20 protein-coding genes and 1 pseudogene are annotated in these 20,359 nt (G+C 72.0%); 5 read left to right on the forward strand and 16 right to left on the reverse strand.

Annotated elements, in window-relative coordinates; genetic code table 11:
• Positions 1 to 63: 63 nt before the first annotated feature.
• Positions 64 to 3,057 (reverse strand): eCIS core domain-containing protein, encoded by a 2,994-nt coding sequence (locus tag HCJ94_RS29565; RefSeq protein WP_205800881.1) that lies wholly within the window; start codon positions 3,055 to 3,057, stop codon positions 64 to 66.
• Positions 3,058 to 3,648: 591 nt separating this feature from the next.
• Between HCJ94_RS29565 and HCJ94_RS07890 the strand changes: the two genes are divergently transcribed.
• Complete coding sequence (locus HCJ94_RS07890) at positions 3,649 to 5,427, forward strand: hypothetical protein (RefSeq protein ID WP_168000304.1); 1,779 nt, start codon at positions 3,649 to 3,651, stop codon at positions 5,425 to 5,427.
• Here HCJ94_RS07890 and HCJ94_RS07895 read toward each other — a convergent pair.
• The 7 genes from HCJ94_RS07895 to HCJ94_RS07925 form a co-directional block, all read right to left on the reverse strand.
• Positions 5,392 to 6,456: an MFS transporter gene (locus tag HCJ94_RS07895; protein WP_168000305.1), complete on the reverse strand. Its 1,065-nt coding sequence runs from the start codon at positions 6,454 to 6,456 to the stop codon at positions 5,392 to 5,394. The genes HCJ94_RS07890 and HCJ94_RS07895 overlap by 36 nt on opposite strands.
• Positions 6,456 to 7,871: an NAD(P)-binding domain-containing protein gene (locus tag HCJ94_RS07900; protein ID WP_168000306.1), complete on the reverse strand. Its 1,416-nt coding sequence runs from the start codon at positions 7,869 to 7,871 to the stop codon at positions 6,456 to 6,458. The genes HCJ94_RS07895 and HCJ94_RS07900 overlap by 1 nt, the downstream gene beginning before the upstream one ends.
• Before the next feature lie 76 nt (positions 7,872 to 7,947).
• Positions 7,948 to 8,442 (reverse strand): GNAT family N-acetyltransferase, encoded by a 495-nt coding sequence (locus HCJ94_RS07905; RefSeq protein WP_168000307.1) that lies wholly within the window; start codon positions 8,440 to 8,442, stop codon positions 7,948 to 7,950.
• Positions 8,442 to 8,768, reverse strand: a complete 327-nt coding sequence (locus tag HCJ94_RS07910) for an ArsR/SmtB family transcription factor (protein WP_373684213.1) — start codon at positions 8,766 to 8,768, stop codon at positions 8,442 to 8,444. Before HCJ94_RS07910 ends, HCJ94_RS07905 begins: the two co-directional genes overlap by 1 nt.
• Before the next feature lie 11 nt (positions 8,769 to 8,779).
• The gene (locus HCJ94_RS29570; protein ID WP_205800882.1) at positions 8,780 to 9,064 is read right to left on the reverse strand and encodes a hypothetical protein; all 285 of its coding nucleotides are present in this window, start codon (positions 9,062 to 9,064) and stop codon (positions 8,780 to 8,782) included.
• Positions 9,061 to 9,309, reverse strand: coding sequence for a hypothetical protein (locus HCJ94_RS07920; RefSeq protein ID WP_168000308.1), 249 nt, complete (start codon positions 9,307 to 9,309; stop codon positions 9,061 to 9,063). The genes HCJ94_RS29570 and HCJ94_RS07920 overlap by 4 nt, the downstream gene beginning before the upstream one ends.
• 14 nt (positions 9,310 to 9,323) lie before the next feature.
• A complete protein-coding gene (locus HCJ94_RS07925; RefSeq protein WP_168000309.1) occupies positions 9,324 to 9,473 on the reverse strand; it encodes a hypothetical protein in 150 nt (49 codons plus the stop codon).
• 85 nt (positions 9,474 to 9,558) lie between these two features.
• On the opposite strand from HCJ94_RS07925, the gene HCJ94_RS07930 reads away from it, so the two are divergent.
• Entirely contained in the window at positions 9,559 to 9,942 is a 384-nt protein-coding gene (locus HCJ94_RS07930) for an ArsR/SmtB family transcription factor (protein ID WP_168000310.1), read from the forward strand.
• Positions 9,943 to 10,225: 283 nt separating this feature from the next.
• Here the strand turns inward: HCJ94_RS07930 and HCJ94_RS07940 are convergent, their stop codons facing one another.
• From HCJ94_RS07940 to HCJ94_RS07960, 5 genes are all read right to left on the reverse strand, one after another.
• Positions 10,226 to 11,203, reverse strand: coding sequence for an SCO6745 family protein (locus HCJ94_RS07940; RefSeq protein WP_309227184.1), 978 nt, complete (start codon positions 11,201 to 11,203; stop codon positions 10,226 to 10,228).
• 86 nt (positions 11,204 to 11,289) lie between these two features.
• Positions 11,290 to 11,583 (reverse strand): GNAT family N-acetyltransferase, encoded by a 294-nt coding sequence (locus HCJ94_RS07945; RefSeq protein WP_168000365.1) that lies wholly within the window; start codon positions 11,581 to 11,583, stop codon positions 11,290 to 11,292.
• A gap of 993 nt (positions 11,584 to 12,576) precedes the next feature.
• Positions 12,577 to 14,334, reverse strand: coding sequence for an acyl-CoA dehydrogenase family protein (locus HCJ94_RS07950; protein ID WP_168000311.1), 1,758 nt, complete (start codon positions 14,332 to 14,334; stop codon positions 12,577 to 12,579).
• Between the two features lie 23 nt (positions 14,335 to 14,357).
• Positions 14,358 to 14,909, reverse strand: coding sequence for a PadR family transcriptional regulator (locus HCJ94_RS07955; protein WP_168000312.1), 552 nt, complete (start codon positions 14,907 to 14,909; stop codon positions 14,358 to 14,360).
• A gap of 365 nt (positions 14,910 to 15,274) precedes the next feature.
• Positions 15,275 to 16,033 (reverse strand): (2Fe-2S)-binding protein, encoded by a 759-nt coding sequence (locus HCJ94_RS07960; protein ID WP_240944036.1) that lies wholly within the window; start codon positions 16,031 to 16,033, stop codon positions 15,275 to 15,277.
• 295 nt (positions 16,034 to 16,328) lie between these two features.
• Between HCJ94_RS07960 and HCJ94_RS07965 the strand changes: the two genes are divergently transcribed.
• Together HCJ94_RS07965 and HCJ94_RS07970 are read left to right on the forward strand one after the other, a co-directional pair.
• The gene (locus HCJ94_RS07965; protein WP_168000314.1) at positions 16,329 to 16,544 is read left to right on the forward strand and encodes a CbtB domain-containing protein; all 216 of its coding nucleotides are present in this window, start codon (positions 16,329 to 16,331) and stop codon (positions 16,542 to 16,544) included.
• A gap of 16 nt (positions 16,545 to 16,560) precedes the next feature.
• Positions 16,561 to 17,310 (forward strand): CbtA family protein, encoded by a 750-nt coding sequence (locus HCJ94_RS07970; protein ID WP_168000315.1) that lies wholly within the window; start codon positions 16,561 to 16,563, stop codon positions 17,308 to 17,310.
• A gap of 168 nt (positions 17,311 to 17,478) precedes the next feature.
• Here HCJ94_RS07970 and HCJ94_RS07975 read toward each other — a convergent pair whose 3' ends face one another.
• Both HCJ94_RS07975 and HCJ94_RS07980 read right to left on the reverse strand, forming a co-directional pair.
• Positions 17,479 to 18,321: an alpha/beta fold hydrolase gene (locus HCJ94_RS07975; protein WP_168000316.1), complete on the reverse strand. Its 843-nt coding sequence runs from the start codon at positions 18,319 to 18,321 to the stop codon at positions 17,479 to 17,481.
• A 4-nt stretch (positions 18,322 to 18,325) separates the two neighbouring features.
• Positions 18,326 to 18,607 (reverse strand): dihydrofolate reductase family protein, encoded by a 282-nt coding sequence (locus HCJ94_RS07980; RefSeq protein ID WP_168000317.1) that lies wholly within the window; start codon positions 18,605 to 18,607, stop codon positions 18,326 to 18,328.
• Positions 18,608 to 18,986: 379 nt separating this feature from the next.
• Here HCJ94_RS07980 and HCJ94_RS07985 point away from each other — a divergent pair, with 379 nt between their 5' ends.
• On the forward strand, positions 18,987 to 19,601 hold the full coding sequence (locus HCJ94_RS07985) for a C39 family peptidase (RefSeq protein WP_309227185.1): 615 nt from the start codon (positions 18,987 to 18,989) through the stop codon (positions 19,599 to 19,601).
• Positions 19,602 to 19,778: 177 nt separating this feature from the next.
• Here the strand turns inward: HCJ94_RS07985 and HCJ94_RS30735 are convergent.
• Positions 19,779 to 20,090, reverse strand: a pseudogene (locus HCJ94_RS30735) (ImmA/IrrE family metallo-endopeptidase); the annotation flags it as partial.
• Positions 20,091 to 20,359: the final 269 nt, after the last annotated feature.

Below are 20,359 nucleotides of genomic sequence, written 5' to 3' on the forward strand. Positions count from 1 at the left end.
GACAGCGCGGATGAGAAGGCGCCGACGAGGTCGGCGCCTTTCGTCTGCCCCTGGTCAACCGGCTCACCAGCCGGTGATGGTGCCCCCGCCGGTCGGCGAGTAGTCGGCGTTGAGCTGGCGGATGCGTACCCGACCGGCGGCGAACGCGGCCCGGATCGCGGCCTCCAGCGCGGGGTCGCCCAGGTTGAGCCGACCCGGTGCGATGGCCGCCTGCAGCTCGGCCATCCAGGTGGGCTTGATGGTGGTCGCCGGCGTCGGGAAGCTGCCCACGGTGGACAGCTTCACGTCGGTCGCGATCAGAGTCACCTGGCCGTTGGCGTCGATCTCGGCGGTGTAGAAGTCGCCGCCGGGCACATTCGAGCCGGTCGGTCCCTGCAATCCGATCTCGCCGCGAGCGAGGGCCTGCCGCCAGGCCGCCGCCTCCCCCTCGTCCGCCCGGATGCCGGTGATCAGCGAGCGGGCCGTCTGCGCCGACGCGGACCGCTGCCCGAGCACCGTGCCGGAGAACGGGTCGACGACCTGCCGGGCCGGGTTGGGGATGAACGCCCCGGTGGAGACCCGGATGGTCACCGCCTGCTGCGGTTGCTGCGCCGGGGCGGGCGCCTGCTGCTGAACCGGCGCCGGGGCCTGTTGCTGGACGGGGGCCTGCTGCACCGGGGCCTGCTGCTGCGCCGCGGCCTGGCCCTGCTGGACGACCCCGCCCTCGATGTCCCGCACGGTGATCGTGGTCGGGGCGGAGGACTCGCCCACCCGCAGCGACGGCCCGACGTTGCCCAGGCCGATCATCGCCGCGCCCGCGTACGCCCGCACGCCGCCCATGAACTGCCGGCCGAGCTGGAAGGCGCGCTGCTGGGTGGGGGTGACCGTGGTCGGCTGGCGGCCGGCGAGCCCGCCGACGGTGAGCCCCAACGCGCCGGCCTGCAACGTCTGGCTCCAGTCGCCCCCCGACTGCAGGTACGTCCCGCCGGCGCCGGCCAGGCTGGGCAGCCCCACGCCGACGCCGAACCGGGCGGCCGGGTTGGTCAGCCACTGGGAGCCGGTGCCGGCCGCACCGCCGAACATGCCGAGCCCGGCGCCCCAGGCTCCGGAGCGCAGCACGAACCCGGCCCGACTCTCGCCCTGCGGCACGTCGCTGAGCGCCGCGCCGGTCATCGAGCCGATCGCGTTGCCGCCGCCACCGGCGAGCGCACCGCGCCACAACTGCCCGCCGCGGGTCAGCCCGGCCGCGCCCACCCCGAGGTTGCGGGCCAGCCCCAGGCTCGCCCCGCCGCCGACGCCGATCGCGAAGCCCTGCTCGCCGACCCGTCGCCCCTCGCTCAGGCCGGTCCGCAGCGCCGCCTCCCCACCGTGGCCGGCGGCCAGCTCACCGCCCGCCCCACCGGCGAACCCGAGCAGGAAGCCCTCGCCCCCGACGACCGCCCCGGTGCCCACCGCGGTCATGCCGGTGGCGAGCAGGCCGGTCGCGCCGGTCCCGGCGACGCCGGCCGCGACCACCGGGGCGGCGAGGATCGCGCCGATGGACAGCGCCACCGCGAACGCCAGGTTCCGGGTGATGGTCAGCCCGGTGACGATCGAACCGGCCGCCGCGATCGCCCGGTCGATGCCCTCGAGCACGACGGTCTGCGCCTGGTCGGCCTTCTCCACGGCGGTGAAGACGGCGTCCGCCATCTCGGTCAGCGAGCCGCGTTGCTGGGCGTTGCGGTAGCGGCTGAGCGCGATGTTGGAGTCCGCCATCGGGTCGAGCATGCGCCGCTGGACGTCGACCGGCTCCTCGCCGCTGACCACGCTGACGAAGAAGCCGACGACGTACTGGTCCTCATAGTTCAGTCGCATGTGCTCGCGCATGCGGTACTCGGTGCTGTCGTTCATGTCGCGCGCCCGGCGCGCCGCCTCCTGCAGGGCGGCGGTGACCTCGGCGCGGACCCGGTCGGCGAGTTCCTGCGGGAAGACGAGCATCTCGCCGTCGTGCATGACGTACGCCATGCCCGGCTGCTCCTGGTAGGGCCGGATCGACTCGATCAGCCGGATGTTCGCGAGCACGCCGGACCGGTCCGCGCCGGCCGCCGGGGACAGGGCGCGGGCCAGTCGCTGCTGCTGCCGCTGGGCGCTCGCCCGGCCGAGTTCCGCGCCGAGGCCGGGCTCCAGCGTGGCGAGCTCCTGCCGCAGGATCGACCGGGTGTCCCGGCTCAGGTCCGGGCGCTGCAACCAGGCGGTGATCAGGTCCACCTCGGCCCGGATCTCGGCCGGGTCGGTGAGCTGTCTGCTGTTCCGCTCCCGCAGGATGCGCGGCATCTCGGCCTGCTCGGGCAGCTCCGGCTGGGCGGGCGTCTGCCCCGCCCGGCCGCGGCCACGGCGTCGCGGTGGCGGCCGGTCGGCGGCCCGGATGGCGGCCTGCCGGCGGGCGAGTTCCGCCTGCAGGGCCTCCTTGGCCTCCATCATCCGGTCGGTCTCCTGCGAGCCCACGATCTGCCGGTTGAGCCATTCGTCGACGGCGCGCAGCTCGTCCACCAGCTCGGTGAACCCGTAGTGCCGAACATCCGGGGTCGTGTGCAGCCAGTCCTCGGGCGCGAACGCGACGTACGCCGTGCCGGTGGTGCGCAGCGGCCCGAGCGCGTCGAGGTCGCGTGCGGCGTGGTGCGCCTGCGCCTCCGCGTCGTCGGGTGCGGCATCCCCGTCGCCGGACTGCTGGGCGGCGTGGATCAGCTCGTGGGTGAGTAACGCGTCGGGGACCGCCTGCCCCGGCCCGACCGCGATCCCGATGTCCCGCCCGACGGTGAACGCGGCGGCGCGGGCGGCCCGGGCCGCCGTCCGCACGTGCGGACCGGTGTGCACCCGTACGCCGGCCAGCGACACGCCGGTCGCGGCCTCGACGGACGCGCGGACCCCGCCGTGGACGGGCCGGGCCGGGTCGGCGAACGCCCGCTCGATCGCGACCCGGCCGAACTCCGACCCGGCGACCGGACGAGGCGACGCGGACGGGCGCTGGTCGGTGGTCGGAACGGTCTTCGCCGCGGGCGGTGCGGCGCTCGGGGCGGCAATGGCATGGGCTTGGCTCACCGCAACTCCATCCGTCCCTGCCCATCATGCCGGCGCGCCGACGGTCGAACAAGGACCGTTCGGGCTGGTGAGCATCACCGCGCCAGCGGACCCGGCGGGACGTACACGCGGCTCGAAAGCGGGGCCTGTGGCGCCGGGTGCAGGGGGTTCACCGCACCCGGCCGATGATCCGGCGATGGCCGACGCCGCGGCGACTCCGGGTGCGCCTCCGGACTCCGGGTTCCCACGGACTACGGCCGTGCTGGCTTCTCGCTGCCTCGCTGCTGGCAGCTGGCACTTGCGGTCGACGGGACGAAAGCAGCCGATGTCAGCTTCGAAGTGACCGGTCGGCGTCGCCGCCTGGAGTCGACGGTGCCGTTACCGGTTGTGGCCATGCCGCCGCGGGCATCGCCCTATGGGGACTCGAAGCCGTCCCGAAAGGTGCGCGGCCAACAAGGGCGAGGTTGACTTTCATGCTCGTGCACGAAGCATTCCCAGGCGGCCTTCTGCTGGAGGGACGCTCAATTCGGCACCGTCCTGAGAGCGGGCGGTCCGACGTAGAATCCGGCATTCCGGTGGCAACTAGCCCATAAGGTACGTAACCTGCCCGACATGGTCTTTCGCACCTGGCGTAACCTGCTGCTCACAGCGGTCGGGATGGGCATGCTCGCCGGTGCCGGTCAGCTCGGCATCGCGTTCGGCTTCGGCATCGTCCAGCTCACCGGCGCCACCGTCAACCAGTGGCCGGCCCAGCTCGTCTGGGTGGGCTGGTTCGCGGCGCACGCCGCCGTAGCCGGCACCGTCGTCACCGCACGCCTGGCCCGCCGGTACGGCGTGTCGGCGAGCACGGGCAGCCTGGTGGCCGTCGCCGCCGCCGCCGCGCTGGGCGCCACCGTCGTGGCGCCGCTCTGCATCCGGCCGGCTCAGGCCGCCGAGCGGTTCTCTGTGGACCCGATCTTGGCCGTCGGCATCTGCACGCTCCTCGGTGCGCTGGTCGGCGCGGGTGCCGCGATCGCCGTACTGGTGAAGCCGCCGCTGGGCTGGAACATGGCGGCGGTGGGTGGCGCGATCTGGCTGCTGGCGCTGGTCTCGGTCGCCCCGTCGCTCGCAACCGCCGGCCCGTTGCCCGCCGTACGGCTCGGTGTGCTGGAGCCGGCCGGGCTCGACGCCGACGTGGCGCAGCGGCAGGCGATCCTGATTCTGCCGGCGGTGGCCCTGCTCATCGGCGCGGCAACCGGCGGGCTGGCCCGCTGGCGCGGGCATCCGCCGCTGGTCAACGGCGCGACCGGCACGGTCGGCACGGTGCTGGTCGCGTTCGCCTACCTGACCGCCGGTCCCGGCGACGCCGTCGACCGGTACCAGATCACGCCGTACTACGGCGCGCTGATCGCTGTCGCCACCGGTGTGCTCGGTTCGGTCGCCGCCGCGTTGTTCCGCTGGCCGCTCCTGCCGGGCACCGCCGAGGCGCGGGTCATCGAGCCGACCGACATCCTCCGTCCGCTGTCCGCCGGCCCCGCCGGGCCGCACGCCATGACGCCGGCCGCCGGTGGTACGAGCGACGAGCCGGAGCCCGTCGCGCTGGCCGGCACGGGGCCGGTCGCCGGCGCGACCGCAGCGAAGCCCCGGCACTCAGCCGAACCGCCGGGCTTCGGTGCGCCGGCTGGCGACCGGGACGTCGCCGCCGTACCGGCCGACCTCGACGACACCCCAGAGACATCGGCCGATCTCGACGACACGCCGCAGGCACCGGACACGGCCCCCGCGACGGCGGCCCACCTTCCCGCAGGACCCGGCGGGGACGGCTCCGGGACGGCGGAGGCGGAGGCGGACAGCACCGAACCCGACGGAGCGCCGCCCGACGGGGCACTCGCCGCCCCGGGGACCCGCCGGATGTACCAGCCGCCGAAGTCCGGACACCGGACGCCGGTTCGGGCGACCTGGCCGGTCGTACCGGCGCGGCGGGTGCCGCCACGGACCGAGCCCGCTCCGGGCATCGAGGCGGCCCACCCGACCGGCACGGAGGAGATGTCCGAGCTGGCACTCCGACCTCGGCAGCGGCCGCCCCTGCCCGACCTGGACCGGGCCGCGAACTGGGACGCCCTCGCGACCGCCCGGCGCGCCGGGCCCCGGACCACCGCCGCGCCGGCCGCCCCCGCGTCCGTCGTCGAGGCGGGACGGGCCAGCGGGCGGCTGGGCCTGTTCCGGCGCAACAAGTCCCGGGCCGACGGCGGCGGCGCGGGCACCCCGGCGGGCGGGGAGCCGCTGCCGACGCAGGACGAGGAGTTCGTCGACTGGGTGACCGGGCTGGGCAAGCCGCTGGCGGACAACGAGCCGGATCAGGGCAGCGGTCGCCCCTCACTCCGCTCCACCGGCCGCCACCACAGCGACTGAGCACCCAGGCCTGCTCTGCGCGCCTGCCGGCGGTGTGGGGGTCCTACTCCCCCGCTTGATCAGCATGCCGACCGCTGCAAGAAGGCACGCGGACGCAATGACTCCGAGCAGCGTGTCGTAACCCTCGTGGGCGAGGACGGTGGCGGCGACCAGCGGTGCGGTGGCTTTGGCGATGGTGACGCAGGCGGCGAGCCGACCGGCGATGGTGGCGTGGGCGGTGGTGCCGTAGCGGTCGGCGAGCAGGGCTGGGGTGGCGAGGCTGGCGATGCCGAACCCGAGTCCGAAGCCGGTGACCGTGACGATCGCGCCGATCGGGGTGCCGGCGAGCCCGGGCATGGCGAGGACGGCGAGGGCGACAGATTTCCGCTGCGTGTTGCCCTGCCGCTCAGGCGCCGACAGCGCGGCAGGCGGGGCCGGAGGTTTGCGGATGGTGAGGACGTGCAGGGGCACCGCCACCACGCCGTAGGTGGCGGCGAGGACGAGCAGGGTGCCGCGCCAGCCGAGGTGTGCGTCGAGGAAGCCGGTGAGCGGCATGAAGATGGTGCTGGCGATGCCGGCAACGATGGTGACGGCGAGCAGCGCGGTGGCGCACCGCTCGGGGGTGAACCAGGTGACGATCACTGCGAAGGCAGGTTCGTAGAGCACCATGGCGCCGGTGATACCGATGCCGATCATGACGGCGTAGAGCTGCCAGACGGTCTGGACTTGGGACCAGGCGATCAGCAGGATCGTGGCGGTGACGGAGCCGGTGGTCATGAGGGCGCGTCCACCGTGGTGGTCGAGCCACCGGCCGACGGGAACGGCCATCAGAGCGCCGGCGAGGACGGAGGCGGTGAGTGCGCCGGTGACAGCGGTGGCGGAAGCGTCGAGCGTGGTCGCGATCGGACGGAGCAGAACTGGGTAGCCGTAGTAGAGGGTGCCGTAGCCGATGGTGGTGGTGATGGCGAGGGCGGCGACGATGCGCCGGCCGTGGGCGTGGTGCCCGCCGACCTGTCGGCCGGCGGGCACCGTGGCGAGGTTGGTGGTCATCAGCTGCCGCAGCAGCCGCCGGTCTGGCCGCCGGCGGGTGCGACGTCGAGGCTGATGAGGTTCAGCGGTGCGGACAGCAGGCCGCCGGCGACGGCGGTGGCCAGGCCCTTGCCGACCGTCTCCGCCGGGGTCGGTCCGCAGCAGGTGTCGGTGCTGGTGGAATCGCCGGGGTTGCTGTTGCAGACGCCGGTCTCGGGCAGGTCGAGCTGGACGTCGCGGGCGGCGTCCCAGTCCCCGGCGAGGGCGGCGACGACGGAACGGACCTGCTCGTAGCCGGTGGCCATGAGGAACGTGGGCGCGCGGCCGTAGCTCTTCATGCCGACGGCGTAGTAGCCGACCTCCGGGTGTGCGAGCTCGTCGACGCCGTGCGGCGGAACGGTGCCGCAGGAGTGCTCGTTCGGGTCGATCAGCGGTGCGAGGGCGCGGGTGGCGCCCATGACCGGGTCGAGGTCCAGGCGCAGCTCGGCGGCGATCGAGTGGTCGGGGCGGAAGCCGGTGGCGGCGACGATCCGGTCCACCACGATCGACTCCTCACCGCGGTCGGCGTGCCGCACGATCACGGCGACCCGGCCCTCGGTCGGGGTGATCGCGTGCACCGAGAAGCCGGTGAGCAGCCGGATCCGGCCAGAGTCGACGTGGTCGCGTAGCCGGGAGCCGAGCGCGCCGCGAGCGGGCAGGGCGTCGGCGTCTCCGCCGCCGTAGGTGCGGGCCGGGCTCGCCGAGCGGATCGCCCAGGTGACCTCCGTGCCCGCCTCCTCGGCGGCCAGCTCGGCCAGGGAGAGCAGGGTGTTCGCGGCGGAGTGGCCGGCGCCGACGACGAGGGTGTGCCGGCCGGCGAAGCGGTCCCGGTCCGTACCGAGGACGTCGGGCAGGGCGTGCTCCAGGTACGCGCCGACCTTCTTCTCTCCGCGGGCCGGCAGGCCGGAGGCGCCGAGGACGTTGGGGGTGCCCCAGGTGCCGGAGGCGTCGATGACCGCTCGAGCCAGCAGCTCGTCACCGGCGGCGAGGCGGATGAGGAACGGTGTCTGTTCGCGGCCGGCGCTGCGCAGCCTGTCCAGGCCGAGCCGGCTGATCGCCTCCACCCGCGCGTCGTAGCGCAGGTGGGGCTTGAGCTGCGGCAGCTCGGCCAAGGGCTGCAGGTAGTCGGCAACGAGGTCCGCGCCGGCGGGCAGGTCGTCCTCGGCCGGGGCGACCCAGCCGGCGTCGTCGAGCAGCCGGCGGGCGGCCGGGTCGACGTTGTACCGCCACGGGGAGAACACCCGCACGTGCCCCCACTGCCGCACCGCCGCGCCGGCGGTGGCACCGGCCTCCAGGACAAGGAAGGGCAGGCCACGCTCGTGCAGGTGGGCGGCGGCGGCCAGACCGACCGGGCCCGCGCCGATCACCACGACGGGCAGCTCGTCCAGGACACTCATCGGAAAACTCCTCTGCGTTGAAAGATATCGAATCAAGAAGGTGCAGTTGTGCTGGGGCGGGCGGAGCCGAAGGGGTTCAGATGAGAGGGCTGCGGCGCTCGAGCAACACGACGTCGCGCCACCGCCCGTGGTGCCGCCCGACCCGCTCGCGGATGCCGATGACGCGGAAGCCGGCCCGCTGGTGCAGGGTGAGACTGGCGGCGTTCTCCGGGAAGACTCCGGACTGGATGGTCCAGATGCCGGCGGCTTCGGTGGAGGCGATCAGCGTATCCAGCAGCAGCCGGGCCACCCCTCGGCCCTGGGCGGCCCGGTCCACGTAGACGGAGTGCTCGACCACCCCGGCGTAGACCGCCCGGCTCGACGTCGGCGAGACCGCTACCCACCCGACCACGGTGTCATCCGTGTCGACGGCCACGAGGCGGTGGTCAGGCAGCTTGGCCGCGTCGAATGCCGTCCAGGTCGGTGCGGCGGTCTCGAAGCTGGCGTCGCCGGTGTCCAGGCCGGCCTGGTAGATGGCGAGGACATGATCGGCGTCGTCCGAGGCCATCGGGCGGACGGTGATGTCGGCCATCAGCAGGCTCCGATCGGGTTGGGGGCCGGGCGGCCCAGGACGACGTCGGCGGCGGAGGGGAAGCAGCCGACGCAGGCGTCGTTGATGCGGTAGTGGCGGGCGGTGCCGGCCGGCTCGACGAGCACGAACCGCACCTCGGTGAGGATCTTCAGGTGTTGGGAGACGGTGGATTGGGCGAGCCCGACGGCGGTGACGATCTCCCCCACGCTCATCGGCCGGGCGTGCCGGGCGAGGTACTCCACGATCTGCACCCGGGTCGGGTCCGCCAGGGCCCGGAACCACGAGGCGTAGGTCTGGGCTGTCGCCCGGTCGAGCAGGTCGCCCACCACCACTCCTTCTATCGTCTATCGCCGATTGGCGATGAAAGCCTAGCAGGCGCTACCCCGGCGAGGTGGGCGGTCGCGACGACGAGGCGAGCGACCGCGGTCAGGGTGGCGGGGTGGACGCGGTCGGGAGTGTCCGCGGGGCTGTGGTAGCCGCCCATCCCGGCTCCGATGCCGACTGCGGCGAGACCTGGCCGTCCTGCCATGCGGTCGGAGGCGAGGGTGGCGACGGTCGCCGCCATCCGGTCGGCGCTGACTTCCCGGAGCAGCAGGCCCGCGAGATCGTCTGGGGTGGTCATCCGCAGCATCCCTGTCCCGTGGCCACCGCGTCGGCCCTGGCCTGTGTGCCGCAGCACGAGCCGGCGGCTTCCGCGGCTTCCTGGGTGCCGCAGCACGGGCCGGCGCTCGCGGCCTCGCCGGCCGGCGGCAGGATGGAGCCCACGGCCTGGGCGGGGCTGCCGCAGCAGGCGCCGGAGCCGGTGACCTGCAGGGCGGCGGCCGGATCGCCCGCGAAACCGCCGGTGGTCTGGGTGTTGTCGCTCATCACAGGCCCTCTCCTCAGCGGGGGCTGATCAGCGTGTAGACGGCGGTGCGGGCACGGTCGTAGCGGCGCTGCGCACGCTCGGCGGCGGTGGACACCTGGGCGCAGGAGTCGCAGAACCGGACTCCAGCGCGAAGGGCGGATGAGCGGCGGGTGGAGCCGAACATGGTGATCCCCTTCCTCCGGACGCCTGTCTTGACGTCCGTCTAAGCAGAGGTTGCACGTTGATTAGAGACATGTCAACCTAGAGGCATGTCAAAGCAACAGGCGCCGCTTACCCTCGTCGACCTCAACGCCGACACGCCGTGCTGCCCCCCGCTGGCGCAGCGCCGGGTTCCGGCCGAGACGGCCGCGTTGCTCGCTCCCGCGTTCAAGGCCCTTGGCGACCCGGTGCGGCTGCGGTTGATGTCGATGATCGCCTCCGCCGAGGGCGGGGAGGCGTGCGTGTGCGACCTGACGCCGGCGTTCGACCTGACCGGGCCGACGATCTCGCACCACCTCAAGACGCTGCGCGAAGCGGGCCTGGTGGACGCTGAACGGCGGGGCACGTGGGTCTACTACCGCGCCCGCCCGGGAATCCTGCGCCAGCTCGCCACCCTGCTGTCGGTCGAGCCGGCCCCCTCGTCGCAGGGGTGAGCCGCCGGGCAACCCCCGTGCCTACCGGCGCCGGTGGCGGATCGCGATCAGCGTTGAGCGCCGGATCCCGTGTGCGAGGCGACGTCCGCCTTCCGCTGCCGGCGTTGACGAGGCCGTCCGGACACATGAGCGGCGAGGGCAGTCATGACGTACGCGGCGTCGCGACCGACGCCGCGCAGGGTGTTCGAGGCGAATGATCGCTGGAACTCCAACCCGAGATGAACCAGCCCTGGGTGAGTGGTGGAGATCCCGCCCACCTGCTGGGGCGCGCCACCAGCCGGGCTCACGTCGAGGAGGGCGCCACCGGGTCGGCACGCGACGGCACGGCCTTGTCGACGTTGAGCAGTCCGGCGTCGACCACGGCCCGGCTCATCGGCCGGGTCAGCTCGGCGAGGCGGGCGCACCCGTCGGCGCCGAGCACCGCGTACGCCGGCGTAGCGAGCCGGTCGGTGGCCGCCTCGATCCACGCACGCTGCGCCCGTCCGCTGTCGCTCAGAACGGGCTCGTCGCCCTCGATCAACCCGCGCCCACGCAGCCGCTCGACCGCGTCAGCCCACTGCTCGCCGTTCCAGCCGCGGGTACGTTGCAGAAAGCGAACCGGCACCTCGCCGGACGCGGCGTGCAGCACCAACGCCTCCAACCCGGTGAGCCCCGCGAGCACCAGGGCGGCCACGTGCCCGTCGCCGCGGAACTCGCGCAGGAGCGTCTGGGCATGCCAGAGGATCAGGTGCGGCTGCTCCGGCCACGGCAGTGCGGCGTGGGCAGCGAACAGTGGCCGCCCCTCCGGGTAGGCGGTCGCGGACTCGGCAGCGCGCCGCGCCAGCTCGGCGGCCTCGACCATCTCCGGGCCGTGCACCGCGTCGCCGAGCGCGCGGGTCAGGGCCGAACCGGCGGCCTCCAGCCGGGCGGCCAGCACGGCCCCTGGCGTCGCCCGCTCCCAGGCGGCTGGCAGCACCCGGGCGACGAGGTCCGGGTTGAAGTTGAAGAAGGTGGCGACGACCGGGCCGGGGCCGACCGGTCCCAGGGCAGCTGCCCGGGAGGCGAAGTAGCCGGCCGGTTCTGGAATGCCGAGTGCGGCGTACCGCTCGTGCGCCTCCGGCACAAAGTAGATCATTCCATGCAGGGGCTCGGTCACCCGCCAGGCGCGACGCACCACGGCCGGGTCGAGCGCCAACGGCTTCTGCCCGCTGGGATCCACCACGTCCATCTCCGCCATCTCGCTGCCCTCCGCCGACACGGTTACCGGCCGGTAGCTTCCCACGCGGGCGCGTGACTGTCACCCACAGTCCCGCCCCTCCCTCGCCAGCCCGCAAGGAGGCGTCGTGAGGTCGCCGACGTCACCAAAGGTCACGGCGCTGTCCCCGGTCCGGCCTTTCCGCAGAGGTCGAGGACACCGACGGTCTGACCACCGCTCTTCTCGCCGGTCGGCCGGAAGCCCAACCTGCGGTAGAAGCTCTCCGGTCCTCCGGCCCGGGGCTCCCAGGTGACGTACGCCCGGGTGTCGCCCCTGGCGCGGATCTCCTGGCATACGGCTTCGACAGCGAACCGGCCGTTGCCGTGTCCCTGGGCCTCAGCCGCGATGTTCAGCCGCCAGAGGCCGGAGCGCAGGTCGTCGGCATTGCGATCCGGATCCCACGGGATGTACCGGGGGCGATCGAGGTCGGTCGGACGACGCCCTAGCGGTAGCGCGCCGCCAGCGGCGCGACGATGGGGTCGGGGCGTTCACCTTCGTCGCCGGTATCGGGCCGGCCCTGACCTTCGTTCGCACCCGGTCATGAGCGACCGCGCGCGGACCGCTGCGCGATGCAGTCCGGGGCAGGGCCACCGAGCCTCTCGCCCCAGCTCAGGCCCAGGGCGGCGGCTCATGGCGGGACGAACGAGAAGTCCCGGTGGGTTCTCCGGTTCAGCGGAATGCCGACCTTGACGCGGCCTTCGATCTCCCCGCAGCTGATGCCCAGCCCCCTGGGCGATGAGCCGTTCGGGGCGAAGGGGTACGGGCTCGTCGACGACGACCGAAACCTGGACGGGCCAGGGGCTTTCGGGAGGTGACGGGGCGAGCAGTTCCCAGCATGAGTCCCACCCCAGGGCGAACCGGTTGCGCCGGGCGATCAGCGGGTCGAGAAGGACGCGGGCGACGAGGAGCCGGATGTCGAGAAACTTGCGGTTGGCATTGACGCGGAACTTCCGGTCGTCGGTGCTGGCGAGGCCGGAATGGCAGTGGAGGCAGTGGAACGGGAGCACGGGCAGGCGCGCGCGCCGAAGGGTCCAGGACAGCACGATATGGGGGCGCGTAGACATGGTTCTCTCCGAAGACCTGACGGAAGGCATGGGAAAAGAGCCGACGGCGACGTCGGCGACCGATGCACGGGAAAGGTGTCAGGTCTAAAGAGCAGGCGGCGTCACGCGGGGTGAAGTCCTCTCGTGGGTCAAAGAAGAAGATCCAGTTAAAGGTAGGGCGGGACGGGTTGGCGAGCCCACCCATTTTGTCTTGGTGCTGAGCACTGAGGGGCGCGGTCGGCGAGCTGGGCGTCGACCAGACGTCGACCAGGCGCCCGGGTCAGGAACATCAGGACCCAAGCCACTGAGGACCGCGAGAATCCACCCCAACTCGGCTTTGCGAGCTACCCAGCCCCGTCACGCCTTGGTCTTCGGGTTCTGTCTGAGGTTGCGGGCCGGCTGCATCTCGTACGCGCCGGAGAGCGCCTCGACCTGCGCCCAGACGGCGGCGGTGCGGGACGCGTCCGGAACCGGGCGGCGCAGATGCGCCACGGCCCAGGCGGCCTGCGCCTCGGTGGTGGCCGGCTTGCCGTACAGCTCCGTCGCGAAGGCGGAGAAGTCCCCGACGAGTACCGCGAAGATCTCATCGAGCAGGTGGCGATCCAGGGCGGTCAGCCCGGCCTGCTCCAGGATCAGCTGACCGTAGACGACCAGCGCGAAGAGCTGGCCGAGGGTGAGCAGGAAGTCCAGGTCGCGCTGCTGATCCTCGTCCGGGGCGTGGGCACGCAGCAGTGCGCAGAGTCCGTCGGCCTGTTCCCGGAGCACCGCGACGTTCGGGATCTCGGCGTACGCGTCGTACGCGCTGCGCCAGTCGTGGAACCGGATCGCCCCGAGGCCGCGGGCCGGACCCTGCCGGAAGAGGAACTCGTCGTCGGCGGGGTCCTGGCGGGTGGGTACCGGCGCGAAGTCGGCCGGTTGGAACAGGTAGTTCGGCATGAACTTCAGGATCAGGGCGAGGTTGACGTGCACGGTGCCCTCGAGCTTCGGCAGGCCGCGGATGTCCTTGGCGGCCTTGTCGAAATAGGTGTCCGCCTCGAAACCCTTCGCGGCGATCACATCCCACAGCAGGTCGATCACCCGCTCGCCCTCGGTGGTGACCTTCATTTTGGTCATCGGGTTGAACAGCAGGTACCGCCGGTCGTCGGGGCCCGCTGACCGGAAGTAGTCGGTGGCACGGTCGCTGAACAACTTCATCGCGACCAGCCGGGCGTACGCGTCGGTGAGCTCGCGCCGCACGTGCGGGAAGTCGGTGACCTGCTTGCCGTAGAGCACCCGCCGGTGCGCGTGGGTGACCGCCTCGTACATCGCGTGCTCGCAGATGCCGATGGAAGCGGTGCAGAGGTTGAACTTGCCGACGTTGACGGTGTTGAGCGCGGCGTCGAACGCGGCCTTGCCCGTGTGCAGCACGTCCTCGCCGCGTACCGGGTAGTCCTCGAGTCGGAACTCGCTGACGTACATCTGCCCGTTCACGACGTTCTTGACCAGGCGGTAGGCGGGGTGGCGGCTGTCTGCGGCGAAGAAGACGTAGCCGTCGGGCCCCTCGATGTCGGTGCGGCGGCCGAAGACGGAGACAAGGCCGGCGACGTTGCCGTTGCCGATGTAGTACTTGCCGCCGTTGGCCCGGAATCCGTCCGCGCCGTCCGGAGTGAGGATCATGTCGGTGGAGTAGATGTCGGCGCCGTGGCTGCGCTCGGACAGGCCGAACGCCATGACATGACCGTCGGCGAGCAGCTGGGCTGCGCGGGCGCGGGCGGTCGGGTTCGCGCTCTGCCACACCGGCCCGAGACCCAGGACGGTAACCTGCCAGGTGTACCAGTAGCCGAGACCGTAGAAGCCGAGGATCTCGCTGAGCGCTGCGTTGCGCGCGGTGTCCCAGCGCTTGCCCGCGGCCCCGCCACCATCGGCTGCCGGCGTCAGGAACGTCGCGAACAGTCCCTCCTTCGCGACGAAGTCCAGGAAGTCGCCGTACCAGACCCGGTCGTTGTAGCTGTCGACAAGCGCTTTCTTGCCCCGGTTCTCGAAGAAGTCGACGGTGGCGCGGAGCAGCCTGCGCGTCTCGTCGTCGAGGTGTGCGGGGTCGTAGGTGCGCGGGTTCAGCAACAACGAGTTGGCCATGGTGGCATTGCCTTCCTGGGGAGTCAGCGGCCGAGGCCGCGGAGGGTTTCGAGGACGTCGTCGAGCCAGTCGAGGACCATCCGCTCGTACGCGACGCCGCCCCGCAGCACGACGTGCTGCAACCGCTGGCCTGCGTCGAGCTCGCCGGCGTCGAGAAAATCACGCCGCTCACCGGCCAGGTAACGGGTGAGTGTGGCTTCGTGGTCGGCGCGGTACCGCTCGACCTCGACGATCAGTGCGGCCCGGCCGGCATCGTCGTCGAACGCTGCGCCGCGGATCTTCACGGCCAGTTCGTGGCGGACCGTCTCTGGCTGGACGGGCTCCCGAAGCCACCTCGTGAGCACCCCCCGGCCGGCCGCGGTCACGGAGTAGTGCCTCTTGTCCGGGCGCCCATCCTGGCCGATCTCCTCGGCGGTGACCCAGCCGTCGGTCTCCATCCGCCTGAGGACGCGATAGATCTGCTGGTGGGTAGCGGTCCAGAACCGGCCGATGGAGCGCTCGAACCGCCGGGCCAGCTCGTAGCCGGACCCGGGCTGCTCCAGCAGCGAGACGAGAATCGCGTGTTCCAGTGCCACATCGCCGATCCTGCTATGCAACTCGTTGCATAGCAATCCCCGGCGACATTCTGGTGCTGGCCGCCGCGCCGCGGGTGCGTGTGGTGTCCGCTCGGGCGACCGAAAGTGATCACGTGCTGGATCTTGTCCGAGGGGGACGTCGACCGGGAATTCACGATCGCCGTTCGTGGCGAACGACAACCCGCCCGGGCAACCGGATCGGCCGACTGCCGACGCCGCTGCCCGGCTCGTGTTCGAGGGTCGACGACACTTACCCGATGCCCACACCGTCCGGCTCACGGCAGGTGTTTCCACGCGACGCGGATCGTGCGCTGCAGACGTCGGTGACCGACTTCCACGGCGGGGAACACATCCGTCAGGGCGTCCTAGGAGGATGCGACTCCCGGTTGCGTCGCTGTGTGCCGCCGAACGTCTTCGTGACTGAGGACGCAGTCGCTGCATGTGCCGCCGCCCGGGATGCGGTAGAACAGGCAGCACGAGCGGCGCACGAAGAACCGGCGCGGCTGGCGGGGGTCGGGATGCTCCAGCCGGCCGGTGCCGAGCAGCGGCGACACGGCCAGGACACGCTCGGCAAGGTCCGCCGTGCGGCCGGCGAGCTCCGGCCGGACGGTGGTCAGCATGCCGACCGCCCCGCCGAGCGCGGATCCGACGTTGCCCCACAGCACCTTCTCCGACAACCGGTACCGCTCGGCGAAGACGGCGAGCGCGGGCGCCGCAACACCGGCCACGATCTGCTCGGCGAACTGCGCCGCAACGGTCTCCGGCGACGGCAGCGGTCGTGGCGGTTCCCCGGCCGAGGTGGCCAGCGGCCAGGGACCGCCAGCGACCGGTTTCCACCACAGGTTCGCCACGGTCAGCGCCGGAACCGCACCGGTGCGGACCGCCGAGCCGAACGGCGGTGAGAGCAGCCGGGCGAACAGGCCGAGCGACACCACCGACGCCATGACCCGCGGGTCGAGCCTGTCGGCGGGCAGCCCGGTCCGCTCGGCCATCATCGTGCGGGCGGCCGCCACCCGCTCGGCGACGACCTGCGGATCGGACACCAGGTCGTCGAGCGGCCGCCAGCCGTCGCCGTCTCGCCACGACTCAAGTGCGAAGAACGGCCCGAGTCCGCCATCGTCCACATCGGCTCCCACCCACCGGCCGCTTCCGGCGGACCATCGAACCAGCTGCGTGCGCACCGTATCGAGGGCGCCGGAACGTCATGCACCAGATGTCGTACCAGTGTCGTGCACTTCACATCGATTGACAGCGTGGCGCGCCGACCGTAGCGTCCGGGGACAAGCGTGACGGTGGATGGAAGCCGGTGCAAGCCCGGCGCGGTCGCGCCACTGTAACCGCCACTTGGCGGGAGCCAGACCCATCCGCCGGCATGGACAAAGCTCATGGGACGCGTAATCCCGTAGGAGGCTACACATCATGGCAACCATCTCGGCTGCACCCACCCCGGCGACCGTTCCAGTCGCTATCCCGCTCCGGCAGATCCTGCCGTGGGCCGCCTTCGGCGCCGTGCTCGCCGTGGTCCTGCTCTACTTCGTCGGCACCGAGCAGGGCATCACCTCGGTCGTTTCCGGCGAGACGGTCCACGAGTTCGTCCACGACGGCCGGCACCTGCTCGGCTTTCCCTGCCACTGAAGCGGCGGATCCGATCATGCTGTCCGCTCGTACCCTGCTGATTCGCGGAATGGTTGTCGGCGCAATCGCCGGCGTCGTCGCGTACCTGTTCGCCACCCTCTTCGGCGAAGGCCCGATCAGCGACGCGATCGCCTTCGAGGAGGCGCACGCCGCTGCGCTGCCCGCCGGTGAGCACGAACACGAGGTGGTGAGCCGCACCGTGCAGAGCACGATCGGCCTCGCCACCGCCTCGATCATCTACGGCATCGCGCTCGGTGGCCTGTACGGGATCGCCGTCGCGATCGCCGCCGGCCGGGTCGGCCGACTCAGCGCCCGCGCCACCGCCGGCCTGGTCGCCCTCGGCGGGTTCGTAGGTGTCGCGCTGGTGCCGTTCCTCAAGTACCCGGCCAACCCACCCGCCACCGGCAACCCGGACACCTTGCAGCAGCGCACCGGCCTGTACTTCCTGATGATCGTCATCGGAGTCGCCGCCGTCCTCGGCGCCGTGCTCGTCGGCCGGTCGCTGCAGCCGCGGCTGGGTACATGGAACGCCTCGACCGTGGCGCTCGTGGGCGCCGCCGTGCTCGTCGGCGCGATCCTGTATGTCCTGCCGGCGGTCAACGAGGTCCCGGACGGGTTCTCCCCGATCCTGTTGTGGAGGTTCCGGCTCGCCTCACTCGGCACTCAGGCGGTCACCTGGGCGACGCTTGGACTGCTGTTCGGCTACCTGACCGAACGCAGCCAGCGCCGCCAGCCGGTACCGGCCGTACAGCCGGTCGCTGCATAGCACCACCAACGCCTCGTCGGGGCGGCGCCTACGCAGCCGCCCCGGGGCCAACCCGCGTGCACCACGGAGCGACGCAGACGATGGCGCCCAGGCCAGGTTTTAGATCATCTTGCGATACACGCCCCGACGTCGTTGTAGCCGCCGGCGAGGGGGACGTCCCGCCGTCCTCTATCCGAGCGTGAGCATCGCCTCGGTGACCTCGCCGACGGCCGCATCGGGGATCGCGGTGGCAGCTTCCTCGAGGACGAGCAGCCGTGCCCCGGGGATCTCGCGCGCCATCGCCTCGCCGTTGCCGACGGGGAAGAACCGGTTACGGCGGCCGTGGACGACGAGCGTGGGAACCTCGATCTCAGGCAGGCGCTCACGCCAGCGTGGTTTGCAGTCGAGCCTGGAAAACACCATGCCCATCTGGTTCGCCATCTGGACCGGTGGTGCGGTCCCGGGCGTGCGGTCCCAGATGCGCGCAGCGATTGCGCGCGCGGCGACGGGGTCGTCGCCGAGGATCTCCGCGCCGGCGGCGGCGAACTCCGCAACCGCCTCGCGGTCGGTCCAATCGGGCATCGGACGCGCGAACAGCCGCCTCATCGTCGCCTGGTCATGGTCGGGGAGGTCGTCGTCGGGCGGGCCAGGGGCAACCGCGCGGGTGCCGACCAGGGTGAGCGCCGAGAACGCGCCCGGATGGTCGAGCACGGCCACCTGGGCGACCATCCCGCCGACGCCGATCCCGGCGAGGTGCGCAGGCCCCCCGCCGAGCGCGTCAGCAAGGGCCGCCGCGTCGGCGGCGAGGCCGCGCAGGGTGTAGGCGGGCGCCTCCGGGTCCCTCGTTGTCGACTCCCCGCTATCGCGCAGGTCGTAGCGCACCACACGGCGCCCGCCGGCGGCGAGGCGCTCGCACAGCGCGTCGGGCCAGGAGAGCATTGTCGTCCCGCCCGCGAGCAGGACGAGTGGCGCGCCGTCGTCACCGAACGACTCGATGCCCAGGACGATGTCATTGGCGTTGACAGTGGTCATCGGATCACCGGGAGACGTCGTAGGTCAGGTGCGTCGCGGTCGATGTCGAGATCACGCTCCGCTGCACCAGCGTGCGCGGCGCTCCGCCGGTGGACAGTGGTGTCCCGGCGCCCAGCACGACGGGCGCGAGGTGCAGCGTGAGCGCGTCGACCAGCCCGGCGTCGAGCGCCGAGCGCCGAGCGCCGAGCCGATCGCCGCCGGTTCCCAGACCGTTGTCCGGGCTGGGGTCGGGCCCGGTGACGAAGCCGTCGAGAGAGACCGAGATGTCAGCGATGATTCGAGTCATGCCAGGGCAGACCGGATCCGCCGCCCAAACTCATCGCTGGCGCGGCCACAACCACTTGGAGCGCTCACCACAGGCCGGCTGATTGGCGGGCGCGGCCACCGGTGTCTCCGCTGCCCGATAGGTCCCGTTTGGCCGTTGGCGGCGGCGCTGATTCTCCTCCTACTCGGGCACGGACGCAGTGTTTTCGCCGAACCGGGTCGGGTAACCGTCGCTCGAGAGCCCGGGAGGCCGGTACGGCAGCCCGGGCGTGTGTCCGGGGCACCGACGGTGCGCCGCGGGCGTCCTCCGTTCCCCGCGGTGCATGCGCCTTCGATCTGGAGGCGCCGAACCCGATGGGAGCTTCACGATGAACTCGATTGCCCGCAGGAGCGCTGTGTCCGTGGCTGGTCTTCTGGTCGCCGGTGGCGTCCTCGCCGGTGCGGGGACGGCCGCCCAGGCCGCCCCGACCGAGAGCACGCTGACGGTGGCACCGCCCCCCGCACCTCCGGCCGAGGACAAGCGGGTGCTCGAGCACGACTACCAGCGGCAGCCGAACGGCTACTACTGTGCGCCGGCGGCGACCCGGATCGCCCTGACCACGCAGGGCGAGGCCCCCAGCCAGAAGGAGGTCGCCAGGAAGCTCGGCACCACCGTGGACGGCACCGACTCGGTGGACCAGACCACGCGGGTGCTCAACGAGGTGACCGGCGGTGGCTACGAAACCACCAAGATCAGCGAGGAGACCGCCAAGCCGGAACAGGTCGACAAGCTGCGAGCGGACGTGATCGAGGCGGTTGACGCCAAGCGCGGCGTGGTGGCCAACACCATCGGAACCGGAGTGGACACCACCGGCGAGCCGCATCCGTTCCCGGGCGGGCACTACGTGAGCGTGGTCGGATACCGCGACGGCGGTGAGGAGATGAAGGTCGCCGACCCGTACGACCCCGAGCAGCACTACTGGATGAGCGACGACAAGCTCGGCGACTGGATCGCCCAACGGGGCTACTCCAGCTGACCGCCGGCGTGCCACACGTGGGCCCGGGCCAGAGTAGGCCGGGCCCACGGGCCGTGGCACATACGGCCCCTGCCGCCGCCACGGGACCTCAACGACACGCCCAAGGCCGACCACAAGCTGGAGGTATACCGCAGCCTCGGGCCGCACCTGACCTTCCAGCCGGAAACACAAACGGTGCGGCAGGTCGGGCAGGATGCTGTCGCGTGGGGTTAGGAACTCTGCGGCGAACGCGTCGGCCTCACGCTCGTGCTGCGTGTCGCCCGCGGCGGTGTCGCCGTGCAGGACGAGGTGGGCCAGTTCGTGCGCCGCGGTGAACCGCCATCGATACACGTCGTCGGTGCGGTTTGCGGTCAATACCATGATCGGCCGTAGGTGCGCGATGGAGAACGCGTCGACTTCGCGGTCGGCGTGGTTTGGCGACGGCGCGTCGACCACGATGCCGTGTGCCTCCAGGTGCCGGACCAGGTGTGGGATGGGTCCGGCACCCAGTCGCCAACACGCACGGCAGTACCGTGCCGCATCCCGCTGCGGTCATCGCCTGCTCCCAGTTGGATGCCGTTGTGACCGGATCTCCGGGCGAGCTGCACCACCGCTTCCAGCACCTGGGTGTCTGGGACAAGGCGACTGTGGTTCGCCCAGCGCGTGACGGTCGTTGCCAGGCGCTGCGGTTCACGAACACTGAGGTTTTCCCACGTCCGGTCTCGCGTGAGCGGTTCCGGAGACTGGCGCGCGAGCATGGAGCGTCGGGACAGCCACCT

The sequence above is a fragment of the Micromonospora thermarum genome, assembly GCF_012034245.1.
GTDB lineage: Bacteria > Actinomycetota > Actinomycetes > Mycobacteriales > Micromonosporaceae > Micromonospora > Micromonospora thermarum.

What these genes read in the sequence shown, in the direction of transcription:
- HCJ94_RS07890 (WP_168000304.1), top strand. Translation starts at nt 3,649, where the DNA reads ATGGTCTTTCGCACCTGGCGTAACCTGCTGCTCACAGCGGTCGGGATG.
- HCJ94_RS07895 (WP_168000305.1), bottom strand. Translation starts at nt 6,456, where the DNA reads ATGACCACCAACCTCGCCACGGTGCCCGCCGGCCGACAGGTCGGCGGG.
- HCJ94_RS07900 (WP_168000306.1), bottom strand. Translation starts at nt 7,871, where the DNA reads ATGAGTGTCCTGGACGAGCTGCCCGTCGTGGTGATCGGCGCGGGCCCG.
- HCJ94_RS07905 (WP_168000307.1), bottom strand. Translation starts at nt 8,442, where the DNA reads ATGGCCGACATCACCGTCCGCCCGATGGCCTCGGACGACGCCGATCAT.
- HCJ94_RS29570 (WP_205800882.1), bottom strand. Translation starts at nt 9,064, where the DNA reads ATGACCACCCCAGACGATCTCGCGGGCCTGCTGCTCCGGGAAGTCAGC.
- HCJ94_RS07920 (WP_168000308.1), bottom strand. Translation starts at nt 9,309, where the DNA reads ATGAGCGACAACACCCAGACCACCGGCGGTTTCGCGGGCGATCCGGCC.
- HCJ94_RS07925 (WP_168000309.1), bottom strand. Translation starts at nt 9,473, where the DNA reads ATGTTCGGCTCCACCCGCCGCTCATCCGCCCTTCGCGCTGGAGTCCGG.
- HCJ94_RS07930 (WP_168000310.1), top strand. Translation starts at nt 9,559, where the DNA reads ATGTCAAAGCAACAGGCGCCGCTTACCCTCGTCGACCTCAACGCCGAC.
- HCJ94_RS07950 (WP_168000311.1), bottom strand. Translation starts at nt 14,334, where the DNA reads ATGGCCAACTCGTTGTTGCTGAACCCGCGCACCTACGACCCCGCACAC.
- HCJ94_RS07965 (WP_168000314.1), top strand. Translation starts at nt 16,329, where the DNA reads ATGGCAACCATCTCGGCTGCACCCACCCCGGCGACCGTTCCAGTCGCT.
- HCJ94_RS07970 (WP_168000315.1), top strand. Translation starts at nt 16,561, where the DNA reads ATGCTGTCCGCTCGTACCCTGCTGATTCGCGGAATGGTTGTCGGCGCA.
- HCJ94_RS07975 (WP_168000316.1), bottom strand. Translation starts at nt 18,321, where the DNA reads ATGACCACTGTCAACGCCAATGACATCGTCCTGGGCATCGAGTCGTTC.
- HCJ94_RS07980 (WP_168000317.1), bottom strand. Translation starts at nt 18,607, where the DNA reads ATGACTCGAATCATCGCTGACATCTCGGTCTCTCTCGACGGCTTCGTC.